The sequence below is a fragment of the Rosettibacter firmus genome, from assembly GCF_036860695.1.
Lineage (GTDB): Bacteria > Bacteroidota > Ignavibacteria > Ignavibacteriales > Melioribacteraceae > Rosettibacter > Rosettibacter firmus.
In genome coordinates this window covers 912,574-928,382 of the sequence record NZ_JAYKGJ010000001.1, presented here as the reverse complement: position 1 = coordinate 928,382, position 15,809 = coordinate 912,574, and the positions used below count along the sequence as shown (strand labels likewise).

Below are 15,809 nucleotides of genomic sequence, written 5' to 3'. Positions count from 1 at the left end.
GAGTTATAATGAAAGCACTAAATGTTCTCGATTTAATTGGTAATACACCACATTTAAGAATAAACAAACTATTTGGTAACAACCAAGAAGTATGGATTAAATTAGAAAGAGCAAATCCAGGTGGAAGTATCAAAGACCGAATTGCTCTTTCGATGATAGAAGATGCCGAGAAAAAAGGCATATTAAAACCTGATAGCATAATTGTTGAACCAACATCGGGAAATACAGGAATTGGATTAGCAATGGTAGCTGCTATTAAAGGCTATAAATTAATTTTAGTTATGCCAGAATCAATGTCGATTGAAAGAAGAAAAATCATGGCTGCATATGGAGCTGAATTTGAACTCACACCTCGTGAACTCGGTATGAAAGGTGCAATAGAGAAAGCTAAAGAAATGGCAGCGAATAATCCCAGGGTGTGGATTCCTCAACAATTTGAAAATGAAGCAAACGTAAAAATTCATATTGAAACAACAGCACAGGAAATATTAAATGATTTCCCGGATGGATTTGATTATTTTATTACAGGTGTTGGAACTGGTGGTCATATAACAGGCGTAGCAAAGGTACTCAAAGAAAAATTTCCTTACTTAAAAGTATTTGCGGTTGAACCTGCTGCTTCACCTGTTATATCTGGAGGAGCACCAGGACCACATCCAATCCAGGGAATTGGGGCTGGATTTATACCTGCAATTTTTGATATGAATTTGATTGATGGTGTAATTCAGATAACCAAAGATGAAGCATTTGAATTCGCTAGAAGAGCTGCTAAGGAAGAAGGTCTATTTGCTGGAATTTCAACCGGGGCAGCTCTTGCCGCAGTTAATAAAAAATTGATGGATATACCTTCAGGGAAAAAAATACTTACTTTTAATTACGATACAGGAGAACGCTATTTATCGATTGATGATTTGTTTTAGTATTGTCCATAAAATAAAATATTAATTTGTTTTTTTTTATATAAAATGCTATGTATTGCAGTGCTTTTTTAAAAATTTTTTAAAAAGGGTTACTATGGATAAAATTCAAGATAAAAAGAAATTTCAGGATATAACTTTTTATTTTTTAATGGGCATATTAGGTATAAGTATTTTATATGTAATTGGTTATCTTATTTATGATATGCTTTTTGGTTAATTATATTGAGTAATTTATTTACAATAAAAAAATCTTCCATTGGTGAATAGTAACTCCAAAAAACTTAAAGAGAGCTTAGAAATTCTTAAAGCAATGGGACTTGTATTTGGAGATATTGGTACAAGTCCCATTTATACTTTAACCGTAATATTTATTATCACGCCACCTACATTTCAAAATGTCCTTGGGATTCTATCACTTGTTTTCTGGACATTAATAATTCTTGTTACAATTGAGTATACTTTTTTAGCAATGAGTCTTAGTTCTAAAGGTGAAGGTGGTATAATTGTTTTAAAAGAGATACTCCGTAGTTCAATTAAAAGAGGGCGTTCGATTGTTTTTATTACTTTTCTTGGATATGTAGGCGTCTCATTATTGATGGGCGATGGAGTTATAACACCTGCAATAAGTATACTTTCAGCAGTTGAAGGCTTAGAATTAATACCTGGAATAGGTCACATTGAACAAAGTACTATTGTACTTATTACAATTATCATTACATTATTTCTATTTTCTGTACAGTCAAGAGGAACGGATAAAGTAGCAGCTTCTTTTGGACCTATAATGCTTTTATGGTTTTTATCTCTTTTTCTCTCAGGAGCTATATCTTTATTTAAAAATCCTCAAGTTCTTACTGCGATAAGTCCTTATTATGCTATTGAATTTATGACACATAATGGAATTACAGGATTCTTTGTTTTATCAGAAGTTATTCTGTGTGCAACTGGTGGAGAAGCAATTTATGCTGATATGGGGCATTTAGGACGAGAACCTATTAGAAGAGCATGGTACATTGTATTTTTCGCTCTTGTTATAAATTATTTTGGACAGGGAGCATTTCTTTTAGAACATGTCGGGAAATATAATAATTTCAATATTCTATTTACTATGATTAAATCGCAAGCTCAGTTTTTATATATACCTTTTTTAATTCTTACATTGATGGCAACAATAATTGCTTCTCAAGCAATGATCTCTGCAATGTTTTCGCTGGTTTATCAAGGTATTCGTACTTATATCTTTCCTTTGATGCGTGTTAAGTATACTTCAACGCATTTAAAATCACAAATTTATATTGCTGCTGTTAATTGGATTTTACTGGTTGCAGTAATTTTAATGATTTTGATTTTCCGTAAATCACAAAACTTAGCAGCAGCTTATGGTTTTGCTGTTACAATGACAATGGCAATCAGCACATTCTTCATGATATGGATTTTTTATAGATTTAAGATAAAATGGAAAGTGGCAATTGCTTTATTTGTTTTTACAGTTAATTTAATTTTTCTTGTTGCAGTCATATTCAAAATTCCACATGGTGGTTACTGGTCAATAATTATTGCTCTTATACCTTTATTAACTATTAGAATTTGGACAGGTGGAAATAGAGCTGTGCATAAAGCATTTAGAGCACTCCCAATCGATACTTTTATTACGAGTTTTGATCAACTCTATGCAACAGGTAATGTATTGCCTGGTACAGCATTGTTCTTTACTAAAGATCTTGATACAATTCCTCCCTATATGGTTCATTGCACAATTAGTAGTAATATTATTTATGAACATAATATTTTAATTTCAATAGCAACAATGGATAAACCTTTTGGTATGCAAAAACTATTCGAGCCTGAAATAACAGAAGGATTATCTGGACTTGAAGTTCAAATAGGATATCAAGAAAAAGTGGATGTTATGAAAGTTTTAAAAGAACTTCAAATTGAACCAAAAGTTATGTTCTATGGTGTTGATGATGTTCATACTAAAAAAGCTACTTTGAAGATATTTTCACTAATTAAAAGAATTACTCCAAATTTTGTTCAGTTCTTGGACCTTCCTTATCAAAAACTGCACGGTGTAATAACCCGCATTGAAATTTGATTTGTGTTGAAGTTAATTCTAAAATGTTGTAAAATTTATTATGTGATTATAGTTCTTTTAAGATACTTTGATCTTGAGTTAGAGTAAGAGTATTTTATATAAATATTTTGAAGAGGTTGCTATGAAAAACAAATTGTGTTTTTTAGCAACATTTCTCTTCTTCTTCCAGGGTTTGCTTTATTCTCAAGATATTTCTCTCTGCCAGTTTATTGGAAAAAATTCTCAGGAAGTTATAAAAAAATTTGGTAAGCCATTACATCACGACAAATCAAATCCTTATATGGAATGCATTTATTATCAAACAAAAAATTCAAGAATGGCTTTTATAGCAGATAAAGAAGGAGTGTATCAAATTCAAGTTGATTTTATGTATAATTCAGAAAAAGAAGCTAAAAATGCTCTTAGCAATTTTCTTACTGAATGTGGAAAACAAAATATGAAAATTGATACTCTAAATGTTGGCGACTTTAAAATTCAAGGTCCAGGTGTAAGAATGAATTTAACATTATTTGAAAATGCTTACTCTAAAAAGTATGAGATAAAATTCAAAGCAGATCGTTCAACAATTAAGTAATATTATCTAAGCCGACCATTTTAGCACTAATATTCCAGAATTCAGTAAGTAGAAATTCGTTATAAGTGTCAGGATGAGTTTTTTCAATTCTTTTATCAATAAAATATTCGCCACTGATATTTTCAACTTCTGGTGAAATTGCTAAGTATACGGGTGTTTCTGCCCCCTTTTTAACAGATGCCCCTGAAATATTAAAACCAGCTCTCAACAATTTTGTTGAAATCACTCCAGGATGAAGTGCATTTACTGTAATTTTTGTTTCATTTAAATATTCTGCAAGTTTTTTTGTAAATAAAATATTAGCAAATTTTGATACTGCATATGCATTGTAAGGAGAAAAATATTTTTCACCATTTAAATTTTCTAAATCAAAATCTGCACTTTGATGTGCAATTGAACTTACATTAATTATTCTCCCCTGTGAACTGAATTTTATTAAATCAATTAAAAGATTTGTTAATAAAAAGTGAGAAAGATGGTTAACCTGAAAAGTTGTTTCATAGCCATCTTCTGTAATTATTTTTTTATTCATATAAACGCCAGCGTTGTTTATTAATACATCTATACAATCAAATTTATTCTTGAGTTTTAATGCCATTTCTTTAACTTCCTTAAATGAAGTGAAATCTGCAACATATTCTTCTAATTTTGAATTATTTGTCAATTCATTTATTTCTTTTGCTGTTTGATTAACTTTTGAGATATTTCTTCCATGTAAAATTATTCTGTGACCTAATCTGGCAAGTTCAATTGCAACTTGTTTTCCAATTCCATCAGTAGAACCAGTTATTAAAATAGTTTTTTGCTCCATGATTCTTTTAAATATTTTTTTATAACCTGAAACAAATTTAAATCATAATTCAATTTATAACCATAAATTCTTTACTTGAAGGATAAAATTTTTATTCATATCATAACATACGAAGGATATGTTTACCATTGCATAATAAAACTGTTATTTTTAATTATTGAGAAAGTTTATTAGAATACCAATATGAATGAATCAAATCAAATTATCTGCAAGATTCTAATAGAAATAAATCACTTATATACTTTTATAAATGAATGGAAAGCATTAAATAATTAATTTCTTTTTTATTGATTTTATTGATAATATTAAGCAATATGCATATACGTTGTGAATTAAAATTATAAATGTATTCGCAATAATTTAAAGTTTATGAAAAAGTATAATTGGTAATTATTACAAATAGATTAAATGAAATTATTTTCTGAAAACACAAACTATGTAAATTATCTTATCGAACTTTCGCAAGCAGGTAGAAAGAGTGCATTTTTTGATTTATGCGAAATAAATTTGAAGAATGTATTTACTGTAATTTACTATTTAACTTTAGATTATGAGTTAAGCAAAAAGATTGCTGTTAAAACATTTCTTCAAGCATGGGAAAATATTAAATATTATGATTACAAGATTTCCTTTGCTTTGTGGATAAAAGATATTGCCATAAAGTTTGCTATTCAGCACGTTAATCGTTTAGTGATTCCCAATAAAGAAATTGAACTTACAGATGATAAATTGAAAAACTTAGAATTACTTATTATGAATCTGGACTATGAAAGAAGAATTATATTTATATTACATGATCTCGAAGGATATACTTATGAAGAAATTGCAAACTATCTTGAAACCGATACAATTGACGATATAAAAGCAAAATTAATAGAAACAAGAAATTATATAATTAGTAAAATATGCAAATAACCTGCGGAGAAGTAAAAATATTTCTTCATGATTTTGTTGATGAATTGCTTGATGATCAAACTAAAAAGTTAGTTAATAATCATATACAAAAATGCGAAAGCTGTGGTGATATGTATTTAAGACTAATTTTGTTTTTTGATTTGCTGAAAGAAATCCCAGATAAAGTAGAACCTCCTGAAGAAGTAATTGAAATGTTATCCAATGAACTATTGAATAAATCACTTAGAGAAGTTCAATTGACGAGTGAAAAATCAAAATTAAGAGAACAGAAACTCAGGCGTGAACAATTAAAACAGGATAGGAAACTAAAAACTTTACGTGGTCCAGTGAGAAAAAGTATTATTACTCGTTCTTTTTCAGCAGCTTTTGATAAAAGTTTATTGGATAAGAAATATACTAAAAGGTTAGGTTTAATTTTATTGTTGCTAATAATATTAATTGCTGTGATTAGTTATTTTTTTAAATGATCTATCAACATTAAACACAAGTGGAAAAACCATTTTTTTATTGACAATAAAAGTTAATAGCACAATTCTTATCTCCACTCAAAAATCTAAAGTTGTTGTTAATGTTCCTGTTATATGTAAGCTACAGATTTTTTCTAATTCAAAAGTTTATTTATCAAAAACAAAAAAAGATAAATTTATTAATCTGATTATGAAGTTATTCTTAATTTTTCATTTATATTTAATCAAGTTAATAGGAGTTTAAGTTTGCAATAAGATAAAACAGTAGTGCTAAAATTTTCGTAGAATATTGACTAATATGAAAGTGTAACTAAATTATCGATATAAAAAACTTGTGTAAGAATTGAATGGCAATTTAATTGTAAGTAAAAGTAGGTAAACTTATGGATCTATAAATTTTCCAGCCTTCATTTTTTTCTTTCTTAAGAATCTTAATGCTCCTTTCTGAATAAATTGGATTCATCTTTTTTTCTATAGGATCTGGCATTAAGAAAGAACCATTTATAATTACATAAGCTAAATTATTTTCTACTGTTAACTCTTCAATTTTTATTTCCCATTTGCCTTCTGGATACTCGTTTTTAAACTGATAAAGTTCATTAGTTAAATTATCCACTCCATTTACATCTTCTGAATCTGGAGCCATACCTTTATAATGTTCATCGATCAAAGTAACGGCTGTTTCAATATCGCCAGAATTATAAGCTGTATAGAAATGTTCAATTAATTTTTGGATAGCTTCTTCTTCAACAGTTTTTGAAATTCTTTTTTCTGTTTCTGGAACTTCTTTTGTACATCCAGAAATGAATAGTATAATTAATAAGAGTGAAAAATATTTCATACTAATAATTCTTTTTTTACTACTGCAATATTAATAATTCCAGCAAAGAAGTAAAAAAATAATTATTACTTTCTTGTTCCCATTTTAAATGAATTATTGTAAATTCATATGAGTTTAAAATTCAAAAATTATGAATCATTATATTATTGATGGGAATAATTTAATAGGAAGTATACCAGAATTAAATGAACAACACAAAAAGGATAAACTAAGAAGTCGAGAAGATCTGGTGGTTATTTTGAATAATTATTTTTCGAATAAAAAATTTACAGTATCATTGCATTTTGATGGTTTTGAGAATATTCCTTTAAGATTGGTAAAAGGTAAAATTTATTATTCGAAAAATAGACAGGCTGATGAATTGATTAGAAAAGAAATAGATAACGCAAAATCAAAAAGATTGTTGACTATCATAACATCAGATTTATCTCTGCAGGAATATGCTAAAGTCAATGGATGCAATTATATGACTTCAAAAGAATTTTATAATATGATAAATAATAATGACATTATTGACGAAGAAGAACGAAGAATACAAGAATTAAAAAATTTGAATGAAGAATTCAGAAATATGTTCTGTAAAGAATAAAATTTTATTTTCCACTTCTCACAACACGCAATCCAACATTTGAACCTCTTGCAAATACTTCATAATAATTTCTGTAATAAACTCTATTGAAAAATGCATCATCTGTCCAGCTCCCACCTCTTAATATATGTGAAGTGCCAGATGAAGGTCCAGCTGGATTAGTAGAAGGAGAATTAGAGTAATAGTTTTCATCATAATAATCCCAGCAAAATTCCCAGACATTTCCACTCATATCGTGAATGCCCAGTTCATTTGGAATTTTTAATCCCACTGGATGTGGACTATTACCAGAATTATTATAATACCAGGCTACATCAGAGATATTAGAACTGCCGCTGTATTTAGTATTTCCGCTCAATAAACCTCCACGAGCTGCAAATTCCCATTCAGCTTCAGTTGGAAGACGATAACCGTTGGCATTGAAGTCACACACTATTTTTCCTTCTTCATATTTGTAACACTGCTGAAGACCTTCAAGAAAACTTCGCTGGTTGCAGAATTCAATTGCATCATTCCAAGAAATTGATTCTACAGGATTTTCTTCATTCCAGAATTTAGATGGATTGTTTCCCATTGTTTCGAGCCAGTTTCGTTGTGTTATTTCATATTTTGATATATAAAATGAATTTAATGAAACATTATGAGCTGGCTTTTCATTGAAATTTCCATCTCCGAATGTATCGCCCATTATAAAATTTCCGCCAGCTACATAAATCATTTGTAGTTCTGTAAGCTTATTCATTTTTATTTCATAGCCAGAAGTTTTTTGTGGATCTAAAAAAATTACCTCCTTTTTTATTGAGTAACCTTCTTTTATTACAAGAAAAATATTATTACCTGAAGGAACATTATCGAAATGAAATATTCCGCCAGATCCAGTTGTGATTTTTTTTGTATAATTTTCAATTTGTATTGAAGCTCCTTCAATCCCTTCACTTGAATTCTCATCAATTACTTTTCCTGAAATTGAAATCAACATTTTTAATGTAATTTGAATTGTTGTAGTGTCATTGTATTTTACTATGGCAGTTGTTGTGTTTTTTAAATAACCATCTTTTTCTGCAAATATTTTATAAATGCCTGCGTTGATATTATTAAATTCAAATTTTCCATATTGATTTGTAATGGACACAAAAGTTTCTGGCTCTGTAGTTATTTTAACACCTTCTATTGGATTACCATATAAATCACTAACTATTCCTGTTAATTGTGTATTGATTAGAGTTTCGGTTGGACTGGATTCTTTTTTTGAACAACTTAAAAAAAATAATGAAGATGCGATTGTTAATAATATAATTCTTTTCATAAGAAAGCCTTTATGATTGTTCAAAGATAAAGATATTTTCTTAATATTTTTGCAGGATAAATCAGTTTCATTAAATTGTAAATAAATAATTAAAATAAATGCCAATAAAATGTATGCTCAAGTAGTATTCCCTTTACCTTTTCGAAATGCATTTACTTATTCAATACCTGAAGAGTTTGTGGATTTAGTTAAAGTAGGTGTTCGTGTTGTTGTTCCTTTCGGGAAAAGAATTCTTACAGGATTTGTAATAGGAATAAATCAAACAACAGAATTAAAAGATAAAATTAAATCTATTAGAGATGTGCTGGATGATTATCCAGTGTTTGATGAGAATTCATTGAAATTTTATGAGTGGATTTCTGAATATTACATAAGTTCATTAGGAGAAGCACTTAAAAATTCCATCCCTTATGGTACCGAAGTAGAATCTAAACGAATAGTAGTTGCAGATAGAGATTATTGTGCTGAACTTCTCACAAAAGAAAAAAAGCAAAACTCAATTAAAGCAAAACTATTAAACATATTATCACAAAAAGAAGTAATAAAAATTTCACAACTTCAAAAAGAACTTAAGAATAAAAATCTATATACATTACTTAGAAATCTTGAAAAATTAGGAGCTGTATCCATACTGAATGAGCTGGAAGGTGCAAAAGTTAAAGTAAAAAAAGTAAAATGTGTAAAATTGAAAAAAAGTATTGATGAAATTTATGAGTACTTTCCAGAGTTAGAAAAAAAATCTCCTAAACAAGTTGTGATTTTACTTGAATTGATATCATCCAGAGATGAAGTTTTATTGAGTGAACTTTTGAAAAAAACAAAAACAAGTTCAGCTTCAGTAGAAAGTCTTGTAAAAAAAGGTTTAGTTGAAATTTATGAAAAAGAAGTGGAGAGAACATATAAAGAAACTTATCAGGAAGAGATAAAAGAAATTACATTAACAGAGACTCAACAAAATGTAATCAATAGAATTTCTGAAGCATTGGAACAGGATAAATTCGAAACATTTTTATTATATGGCATTACAGGAAGTGGTAAAACACAAATTTATATCGAATTAGCAAAAAGAGCTGTTGCTAAAGGAAAGAGTGTGATAATACTTGTTCCAGAAATTTCTTTAACACCTCAAATAACTTCAAGATTTATAAATTATTTTGGCAATAATGTCGCAGTATTTCATAGTAAAATGTCTCTTGGAGAAAGATATGATACCTGGCGAGGTATAATTTCTGAAAAGTACAAAATTGTGATTGGACCCCGTTCTGCATTATTTGCTCCATTAAAAAATATTGGTTTGATTGTGGTTGATGAAGAACACGATCAGAGTTATAAACAACAGGATATTTCTCCTAAATATCACGCCAGAGATGCTGCAATTATGAGAGCAAAATTTAATAATTGTCCAATAATATTAGGCTCAGCTACACCTTCAGTTGAAAGTATGTATAATGCTCTAAATGGCAAATATCATTTGCTGGAATTACCTCAAAGAATAGATAAAGCACAACTTCCAATTATAAAGTTAGTGGATATTGGAATTGAACAAAAGAAGAAAAGAATGGAGAGTATATTTTCAAAAACACTTCTTGATGAAATAAATAATAGAATTTCAAAAAAAGAAAGTATAATTATTTTACAAAATCGGAGAGGATTTGCAACGCAAGTTTATTGTAATGATTGTGGTGAAGTAATTTTATGTCCAGATTGTTCAGTGTCGATGGTTCATCATATTAATAAAAATATATTAAAATGCCATTATTGTGGAATAGAACTCCCTGTTCCAAAAGCCTGTCCTGTTTGTGGTTCTTTATCATTAAAATTTTTTGGTACTGGAACTCAGCGTGTAGAAGATGAACTCGCATTTTATTTTCCTGAATTAAAAATAGAAAGAGTAGATTCTGATGCAATTGATAAAAAAGGAAAACTTGGTGAGATACTTAATAGTTTCAGGAAAGGTGAAATTAATATGCTGGTTGGTACACAAATGGTATCGAAAGGATTGGATTTTTCTAATGTAACTCTTGTAGGAGTAATTTCTGCAGAAACAACTCTATGGCTTCCAGATTTTAGAGCAGATGAAAGAACTTTTCAATTATTAACTCAGGTTGCAGGAAGAGCAGGTAGAAGTGAAAAGCAAGGTGAAGTAATAATTCAAACACAAAATTCAAAAAATTTTGTTCTCCAAAAAGTTATACAAAATGATTATAAAGGATTTTATGAAAAAGAAATTCAGCTTAGACAAAAAGGAGAATATCCACCTTTTACAAGATTAGGTTTGATTGAAATAAAAGATCAAAATGAAAATCGGGCAAAAGCAGCAATTACAGAATTTGCAAGTTATTTGAAAAAATATGAAAAGGGATTAAAAATATCTCCACCTACCGAAGCAGTAATTTATAAATTAAAAGGTTTCTATCGATACCAGATTTTAATAAAGAGTTTTAAGAAAACAGATCCTTCAGGAAAACTTCTTAGAAATGCTATTTTGAACTCGTATATTGAATTTAATCAGAAATCAAAATTTAAAGATGTAAAATTAATAATCGATATTGATCCTCAGAGTATAATATAATGTGCTCTTTGTAGTTTTAGGTTTGTTAGTTACAAAGAGCACATATTTATTATTTTATTTACATACTAAGAGAACTAAGGAAAGGTACTGCTTTAGCTAAAAAGAAGAAAAGTAACCCAAAGCCAATCCACAGACAATATATTAAAATAAAATACTTTCCTAATGATTCCGATTTAAACATTTTTCCGAAGCCAATACTTACGAGTGCATAAAACCAGATTGAAAAAATATCAAGTTTAGAAAGTATGAAATGTGAAATTGATGATCTCTCTGTTTCAATAAATGCACCCACGCTGGTAGATGTATAAAATTTATCAGTTGCAAATGCTAATATTACCATTACAATTATCTGAATAATTAAAACATAATATGGTAATCCATAAGATGTCATAGCATCTTTGTATGTTCCATTCCCCTTTAAAATTAATTTTACAAATAAGTAAAAAACTCCTGATACTATAAAAAAGGTAATAAAAGTAATAATTGTAATTCCAATTGCATTGATAATATAATTTGCAATTCCCCCTCTTTCCATTCTTTCACGAATTGTTTCGAGTTGAGCTTCTTTTTGAGATTCTGTCATCTGACCTTTTTCTACGGCATTGTTAAGATTTTTTTCAAATTGTTCCATCTGTTTTTGAATTACTGAAGCTTTAATTACTGGATTACTCATCATTAAAATGTTTGATAGAATAGCAGCTATTATGAAAATAAATAAAGGAATTAACCAATCACTAACCTTTGAACCTAAAACACTTATTTTGGAGAAAGTATTTATAGGTTCTGTAAATACCCCCACTAACTTATCAGTATGATTTAATTCGATTTCTTCCGGTTCGACCGGAGTTGCATCAGGTAATTGCTGGTTATTATTTGTTCCCATTAAATATACTCCTCCTAAATTATGGAATGAAGAATGATTGCTAAAATTAAATAAAAAATAATTCAAGTTATAGAAAATTTTTTATAAGAATTTGTTTTTCTAAGAATTGTAAAACACATATTTAAATGCATTTTTTATTCTAATAAATTGATAATTTATTCTTAATTTATAAGAGAGAAAATTCTAATTTCAAAATAATAGTGTAATGATATGAATGATGAATACAATTCACAAAAACCTGAATTAGAAAAACCAGTAATAAACATTACTCCAGTAACAGCAGCATTTCTTGGTTTAGCTTTGGTGTTTGTTTTATATCAATTCGGTGGTGCTATATTAACTTTATTGATTTTTGGACTTGATTTTGAAAAAGCTGATATTAATGCTGTTAGACTTCTTACTATGGGAGGACAAATTCTTTTAATTCTTGTTCCATCTCTTCTTCTCAGTAAATATATTTATGTTGATGTTACATCTATATTGCGTATAAGATTTCCTTCAAAAAAAGAAATACTTGTTTTTGTAATAGGTCTAATACTTTTAATTCCATTACTTCAGAATTTTTTATATGTTCAAAATTATTTGATAGAAAAAATTGCAGAAAACAACTATTTAATAAAATCAATAAAAAATGTTATAGATCAGCTGGATAAACTTTTAGAATCAACTTATACTAATTTGATAATTGCACATTCATTTATTGAAGGATTGTTCATAATCTTAATTGTAGCTGTAGTTCCAGCAGTCTGCGAAGAAGTTTTTTTCAGAGGCTATGTTCAATCAAGTTTTGAATATAAATTTAAGCCCTTCTGGAGTGCACTATTAACAGCTGTTTTTTTTAGTATATATCATTTTAATCCATATGGATTGATCCCACTGATATTACTCGGTACTTATTTAGGATTTTCTGCGTATATGAGTAATTCAATCTTTATTCCAATGATACTTCATTTCACGAATAATTTTTTAGCTATTACTGCTTTTTTTGTTTTTGGAAGCGAAGATTTAATAAGTTCCAAAGTTAAACCTGAAGGTGAAATAATACCTAATCTTGTAAGTTTTGTTTTATTGTCTATCTTGTTTATATCTTTTATTTATTATGTAATCAAGAATTATCAAAAATTTCAAACAGTGAAACAGGAGGGAGAATGATTTGTCCAAATTGTGAGTATGAGTATATAGATGGTATTAAAGTTTGTCCTGATTGTGGTACTCAATTAATACCTCAAGAAGATTTTGAAGGTAATCTTGTTCATCCATCAGATTGGATAGTTGTGTATATATGTTCAGAATATTATGAAGCTGAAATGCTTAAGACAAATCTTGAAAGTGCAGATATTGAAACATTAATCCTATCGCAGAAAGATAAAAATTTTCCTGCAGTAGGAAATTTATCCCTCATAAAACTTCTTGTTAAAAAAACAGACCAGGAAAATGCTCTTGAAATAATAACTGATATTAATAATAGAAATTCAAATAGCGGGGGAGCTGAAAATGGTGAAAATGAGTAATCTCTCCACAAGAATCATAGTTGCTCTTTTTGGAATTCCTTTAATAATTATTCTTGCAATGGCTGGTAAATTTCCTTTTTTAGTTTTTGTTTTTTTTGTGGGATTACTTTCATTTTTTGAATTTGTAAACATTTTAAAAAAGAAAAGAATTTATCCAAATTTATTTGTTGGTGGTATTTCTGTTTTTGCAATAATTCTAAATAGTTACTGGAATTTTATTGAAGATGAGTTTTTATTTTTGATTATTGTTGCTTTAATTTTACTCACAGAGCTTTTTAGAAAGAAAGAATCACCAATAGCAAATTTAGGAGCAACTTTAATAGGTGTTTTTTATATTGGATTTTTTTCTGCTTCAATAGAAAAAATTAGAGAATTTTACAGAGAAACATTATTTAATTATGATCAAGGTGGTTATTTAATTATATCAATATTAGCTTCTATATGGATATGCGATACTGCTGCATACTTTATAGGGAGTGCATTTGGTAAACATAAAATGTTTCCTCGTATTAGTCCAAACAAAAGCTGGGAAGGAGCTCTTGCAGGTTTTATTTTTTCTATTTTGACAATGATTGTAGCAAAATCATTTTTTCTTGATCTCATAACTACAGGTAACGCAATAGTTGTTGGTTTAATAATTGGAATATTTGGTCAGGCTGGCGATTTTGTTGAAAGTATGATTAAACGTGATGCAAATGTTAAAGATTCATCATCAATTGTTCCTGGTCATGGTGGTATATTCGATCGTTTTGATTCACTAATATTTAGTGCCCCTATTATTTATCTCTATTTATATTACTTTGCACAAATATGAAATAAAATTTATTAAATATTAGGATTTAAAAATGAAAAGCTCCGTAAGATTTTTAGCCTTAATATTTATTTTATTGCCTGCAATTACCTTCTCACAAAATTTTGAATTACTACAAAAAGAGATCAGTGAATTAAAAAAATCTAAGGATATTTTTAATCATAGATTAGATTTATTAGAAAAACAAATTGATGACATACTCTGGTATCATAAAGTGGGTGACGTTGCTTTTATAGATAAAGTTTATCTTACGGGTCCTCCTTTAGCAAAAGAAAAAAATCCAACTGCTCAGGGAGCAGGCAATCCAGTAAAATTCTGGGCTTATGTTTTTATTCCAAAAGGAATTGATTATTCAAAAAAATATCCATTAATAGTATTGCCTCATGGTGGAGTTCATGCAAATTTTACTACATATTATACTCATATAATTCGTGAATTAATGTATCAGAAATATATTGTTGTTGCAGCTGATTATCGTGGTAGTACAGGTTATGGAAAATCTTTTTATGAAAAAATTGATTATGGTGGACTTGAAATTGAAGATGTTGATGCAAGTAGACAATTTATGATTGATAATTATGAATTTGTTGATGCTAATCGTGTTGGAATTGTTGGTTGGAGTCATGGAGGTTTAATTGCTTTAATGTGTGTATTTAATCATCCAGAAAATTATAAAGTATGCTTTGCTGGAGTGCCTGTAAGCGATTTGATTGCTCGCATGGGCTATAAAGACGATGAGTACAGAAAATTATTTTCTGCAGATTATCATATTGGAAAAACAGCAGATGAAGATGTAAATGAATATAAAAGAAGGTCTCCTGCATGGAATGCTCACAAACTTCAAACTCCACTTTTGATTCACACTAATACGAATGATGAAGATGTTAATGTTTTAGAAGTTGAACATCTTATAAAATCACTGAAAGCCGAAAACAAAAAATTTGAGTATGAAATATTTCAAAATTTATCGGGTGGACATTCATTTGATAGAATGGATACAAAAACTGCAAGAGAAATACGTGTTAAGATTTATAAGTTTTTAGATAAATATCTTAATCCATCTGTAAAGATTAATAATATTCAGGATATTAATAAAGCAGCATATAGATAATAAACGCTTATGTAAAACTAGAATATCTAAAAAGTGGTGTAATATTGAATTTATACAGTTATTTTATTTAAATAATTTCAATGGAATAAACTTAAAGAAACAAATAAAAAAATTAAAAAAGGATTGAAATTCCTATTATAATTTTTTACATTTGTAAAAAATTATAACCTAAAAAGATTATTCTAAAAGAATAACTTCTTTTACAAATGCATGCCAAAAGCTGCTAAGGGCTAAAAAATTTAAGATAAATTTTAAAAATAGATGAATTTTGTTTATAATATAAATGAAGAATCTTAGCATAAATAAAAAATATATTAGTAAACTTCTTTTATGTAGGTACATTCCTAGAGTTAATGTGAAAATTAATATTCTGAAAATGAATTTGATTATACATATCCATAACTGT

General features: G+C 28.3%; 16 protein-coding genes. 12 read left to right on the top strand and 4 right to left on the bottom strand.

Translation table 11 applies throughout. From position 1 onward, the window contains the following. Positions 1 to 8: 8 nt before the first annotated feature. The 4 genes from cysK to VJY38_RS04020 all read left to right on the top strand — a co-directional run bounded on the left by cysK (position 9) and on the right by VJY38_RS04020 (position 3,586). Positions 9 to 920 (top strand): cysteine synthase A, encoded by a 912-nt coding sequence (gene cysK, locus VJY38_RS04035; protein ID WP_353679384.1) that lies wholly within the window; start codon positions 9 to 11, stop codon positions 918 to 920. 94 nt (positions 921 to 1,014) lie between these two features. Beyond that, the gene (locus VJY38_RS04030; protein ID WP_353679383.1) at positions 1,015 to 1,137 is read left to right on the top strand and encodes a hypothetical protein; all 123 of its coding nucleotides are present in this window, start codon (positions 1,015 to 1,017) and stop codon (positions 1,135 to 1,137) included. A 93-nt stretch (positions 1,138 to 1,230) separates the two neighbouring features. Beyond that, positions 1,231 to 3,012, top strand: a complete 1,782-nt coding sequence (locus VJY38_RS04025; RefSeq protein WP_353679936.1) for a KUP/HAK/KT family potassium transporter — start codon at positions 1,231 to 1,233, stop codon at positions 3,010 to 3,012. A gap of 121 nt (positions 3,013 to 3,133) precedes the next feature. Continuing rightward, entirely contained in the window at positions 3,134 to 3,586 is a 453-nt protein-coding gene (locus VJY38_RS04020) for a hypothetical protein (protein ID WP_353679382.1), read from the top strand. On the opposite strand, the gene VJY38_RS04015 is transcribed toward VJY38_RS04020, so the two are convergent. After that, complete coding sequence (locus tag VJY38_RS04015; protein WP_353679381.1) at positions 3,579 to 4,397, bottom strand: SDR family oxidoreductase; 819 nt, start codon at positions 4,395 to 4,397, stop codon at positions 3,579 to 3,581. The genes VJY38_RS04020 and VJY38_RS04015 overlap by 8 nt on opposite strands. A 408-nt stretch (positions 4,398 to 4,805) precedes the next feature. On the opposite strand from VJY38_RS04015, the gene VJY38_RS04010 reads away from it, so the two are divergent. Next, positions 4,806 to 5,312 (top strand): sigma factor-like helix-turn-helix DNA-binding protein, encoded by a 507-nt coding sequence (locus VJY38_RS04010; protein ID WP_353679380.1) that lies wholly within the window; start codon positions 4,806 to 4,808, stop codon positions 5,310 to 5,312. Further along, positions 5,303 to 5,779, top strand: coding sequence for an anti-sigma factor (locus tag VJY38_RS04005; RefSeq protein WP_353679379.1), 477 nt, complete (start codon positions 5,303 to 5,305; stop codon positions 5,777 to 5,779). Before VJY38_RS04010 ends, VJY38_RS04005 begins: the two co-directional genes overlap by 10 nt. A 355-nt stretch (positions 5,780 to 6,134) precedes the next feature. On the opposite strand, the gene VJY38_RS04000 is transcribed toward VJY38_RS04005, so the two are convergent. Beyond that, positions 6,135 to 6,620, bottom strand: coding sequence for a YybH family protein (locus VJY38_RS04000; RefSeq protein ID WP_353679378.1), 486 nt, complete (start codon positions 6,618 to 6,620; stop codon positions 6,135 to 6,137). Between the two features lie 130 nt (positions 6,621 to 6,750). Between VJY38_RS04000 and VJY38_RS03995 the strand changes: the two genes are divergently transcribed. Beyond that, complete coding sequence (locus VJY38_RS03995; protein ID WP_353679377.1) at positions 6,751 to 7,209, top strand: NYN domain-containing protein; 459 nt, start codon at positions 6,751 to 6,753, stop codon at positions 7,207 to 7,209. A 4-nt stretch (positions 7,210 to 7,213) separates the two neighbouring features. On the opposite strand, the gene VJY38_RS03990 is transcribed toward VJY38_RS03995, so the two are convergent. After that, the gene (locus VJY38_RS03990) at positions 7,214 to 8,515 is read right to left on the bottom strand and encodes an SUMF1/EgtB/PvdO family nonheme iron enzyme (RefSeq protein ID WP_353679376.1); all 1,302 of its coding nucleotides are present in this window, start codon (positions 8,513 to 8,515) and stop codon (positions 7,214 to 7,216) included. A gap of 109 nt (positions 8,516 to 8,624) precedes the next feature. On the opposite strand from VJY38_RS03990, the gene priA reads away from it, so the two are divergent. After that, the gene (gene priA / locus VJY38_RS03985; protein ID WP_353679375.1) at positions 8,625 to 11,087 is read left to right on the top strand and encodes a primosomal protein N'; all 2,463 of its coding nucleotides are present in this window, start codon (positions 8,625 to 8,627) and stop codon (positions 11,085 to 11,087) included. 58 nt (positions 11,088 to 11,145) lie between these two features. Here priA and VJY38_RS03980 read toward each other — a convergent pair whose 3' ends face one another. Then, a complete protein-coding gene (locus VJY38_RS03980) occupies positions 11,146 to 11,970 on the bottom strand; it encodes a YIP1 family protein (protein ID WP_353679374.1) in 825 nt (274 codons plus the stop codon). 210 nt (positions 11,971 to 12,180) lie between these two features. On the opposite strand from VJY38_RS03980, the gene VJY38_RS03975 reads away from it, so the two are divergent. From VJY38_RS03975 to VJY38_RS03960, 4 genes are read left to right on the top strand one after another with little or no spacing between them, the layout of a single operon-like run. Continuing rightward, positions 12,181 to 13,122 carry a CPBP family glutamic-type intramembrane protease gene (locus VJY38_RS03975; RefSeq protein ID WP_353679373.1) on the top strand — a complete coding sequence of 314 codons (942 nt, stop codon included), beginning with the start codon at positions 12,181 to 12,183 and terminating at the stop codon, positions 13,120 to 13,122. Continuing rightward, positions 13,119 to 13,481 carry a putative signal transducing protein gene (locus tag VJY38_RS03970; protein WP_353679372.1) on the top strand — a complete coding sequence of 121 codons (363 nt, stop codon included), beginning with the start codon at positions 13,119 to 13,121 and terminating at the stop codon, positions 13,479 to 13,481. The genes VJY38_RS03975 and VJY38_RS03970 overlap by 4 nt, the downstream gene beginning before the upstream one ends. Further along, positions 13,465 to 14,295, top strand: coding sequence for a phosphatidate cytidylyltransferase (locus VJY38_RS03965; protein WP_353679371.1), 831 nt, complete (start codon positions 13,465 to 13,467; stop codon positions 14,293 to 14,295). Before VJY38_RS03970 ends, VJY38_RS03965 begins: the two co-directional genes overlap by 17 nt. 31 nt (positions 14,296 to 14,326) lie before the next feature. Then, positions 14,327 to 15,403, top strand: a complete 1,077-nt coding sequence (locus VJY38_RS03960) for an alpha/beta hydrolase family protein (RefSeq protein WP_353679370.1) — start codon at positions 14,327 to 14,329, stop codon at positions 15,401 to 15,403. Positions 15,404 to 15,809: the final 406 nt, after the last annotated feature.

Coding starts and splice junctions, on each gene's coding strand:
- cysK (WP_353679384.1), top strand. CDS start 9: ATGAAAGCACTAAATGTTCTCGATTTAATTGGTAATACACCACATTTA.
- VJY38_RS04030 (WP_353679383.1), top strand. CDS start 1,015: ATGGATAAAATTCAAGATAAAAAGAAATTTCAGGATATAACTTTTTAT.
- VJY38_RS04025 (WP_353679936.1), top strand. CDS start 1,231: ATGGGACTTGTATTTGGAGATATTGGTACAAGTCCCATTTATACTTTA.
- VJY38_RS04020 (WP_353679382.1), top strand. CDS start 3,134: ATGAAAAACAAATTGTGTTTTTTAGCAACATTTCTCTTCTTCTTCCAG.
- VJY38_RS04015 (WP_353679381.1), bottom strand. CDS start 4,397: ATGGAGCAAAAAACTATTTTAATAACTGGTTCTACTGATGGAATTGGA.
- VJY38_RS04010 (WP_353679380.1), top strand. CDS start 4,806: ATGAAATTATTTTCTGAAAACACAAACTATGTAAATTATCTTATCGAA.
- VJY38_RS04005 (WP_353679379.1), top strand. CDS start 5,303: ATGCAAATAACCTGCGGAGAAGTAAAAATATTTCTTCATGATTTTGTT.
- VJY38_RS04000 (WP_353679378.1), bottom strand. CDS start 6,620: ATGAAATATTTTTCACTCTTATTAATTATACTATTCATTTCTGGATGT.
- VJY38_RS03995 (WP_353679377.1), top strand. CDS start 6,751: ATGAATCATTATATTATTGATGGGAATAATTTAATAGGAAGTATACCA.
- VJY38_RS03990 (WP_353679376.1), bottom strand. CDS start 8,515: ATGAAAAGAATTATATTATTAACAATCGCATCTTCATTATTTTTTTTA.
- priA (WP_353679375.1), top strand. CDS start 8,625: ATGTATGCTCAAGTAGTATTCCCTTTACCTTTTCGAAATGCATTTACT.
- VJY38_RS03980 (WP_353679374.1), bottom strand. CDS start 11,970: ATGGGAACAAATAATAACCAGCAATTACCTGATGCAACTCCGGTCGAA.
- VJY38_RS03975 (WP_353679373.1), top strand. CDS start 12,181: ATGAATGATGAATACAATTCACAAAAACCTGAATTAGAAAAACCAGTA.
- VJY38_RS03970 (WP_353679372.1), top strand. CDS start 13,119: ATGATTTGTCCAAATTGTGAGTATGAGTATATAGATGGTATTAAAGTT.
- VJY38_RS03965 (WP_353679371.1), top strand. CDS start 13,465: ATGGTGAAAATGAGTAATCTCTCCACAAGAATCATAGTTGCTCTTTTT.
- VJY38_RS03960 (WP_353679370.1), top strand. CDS start 14,327: ATGAAAAGCTCCGTAAGATTTTTAGCCTTAATATTTATTTTATTGCCT.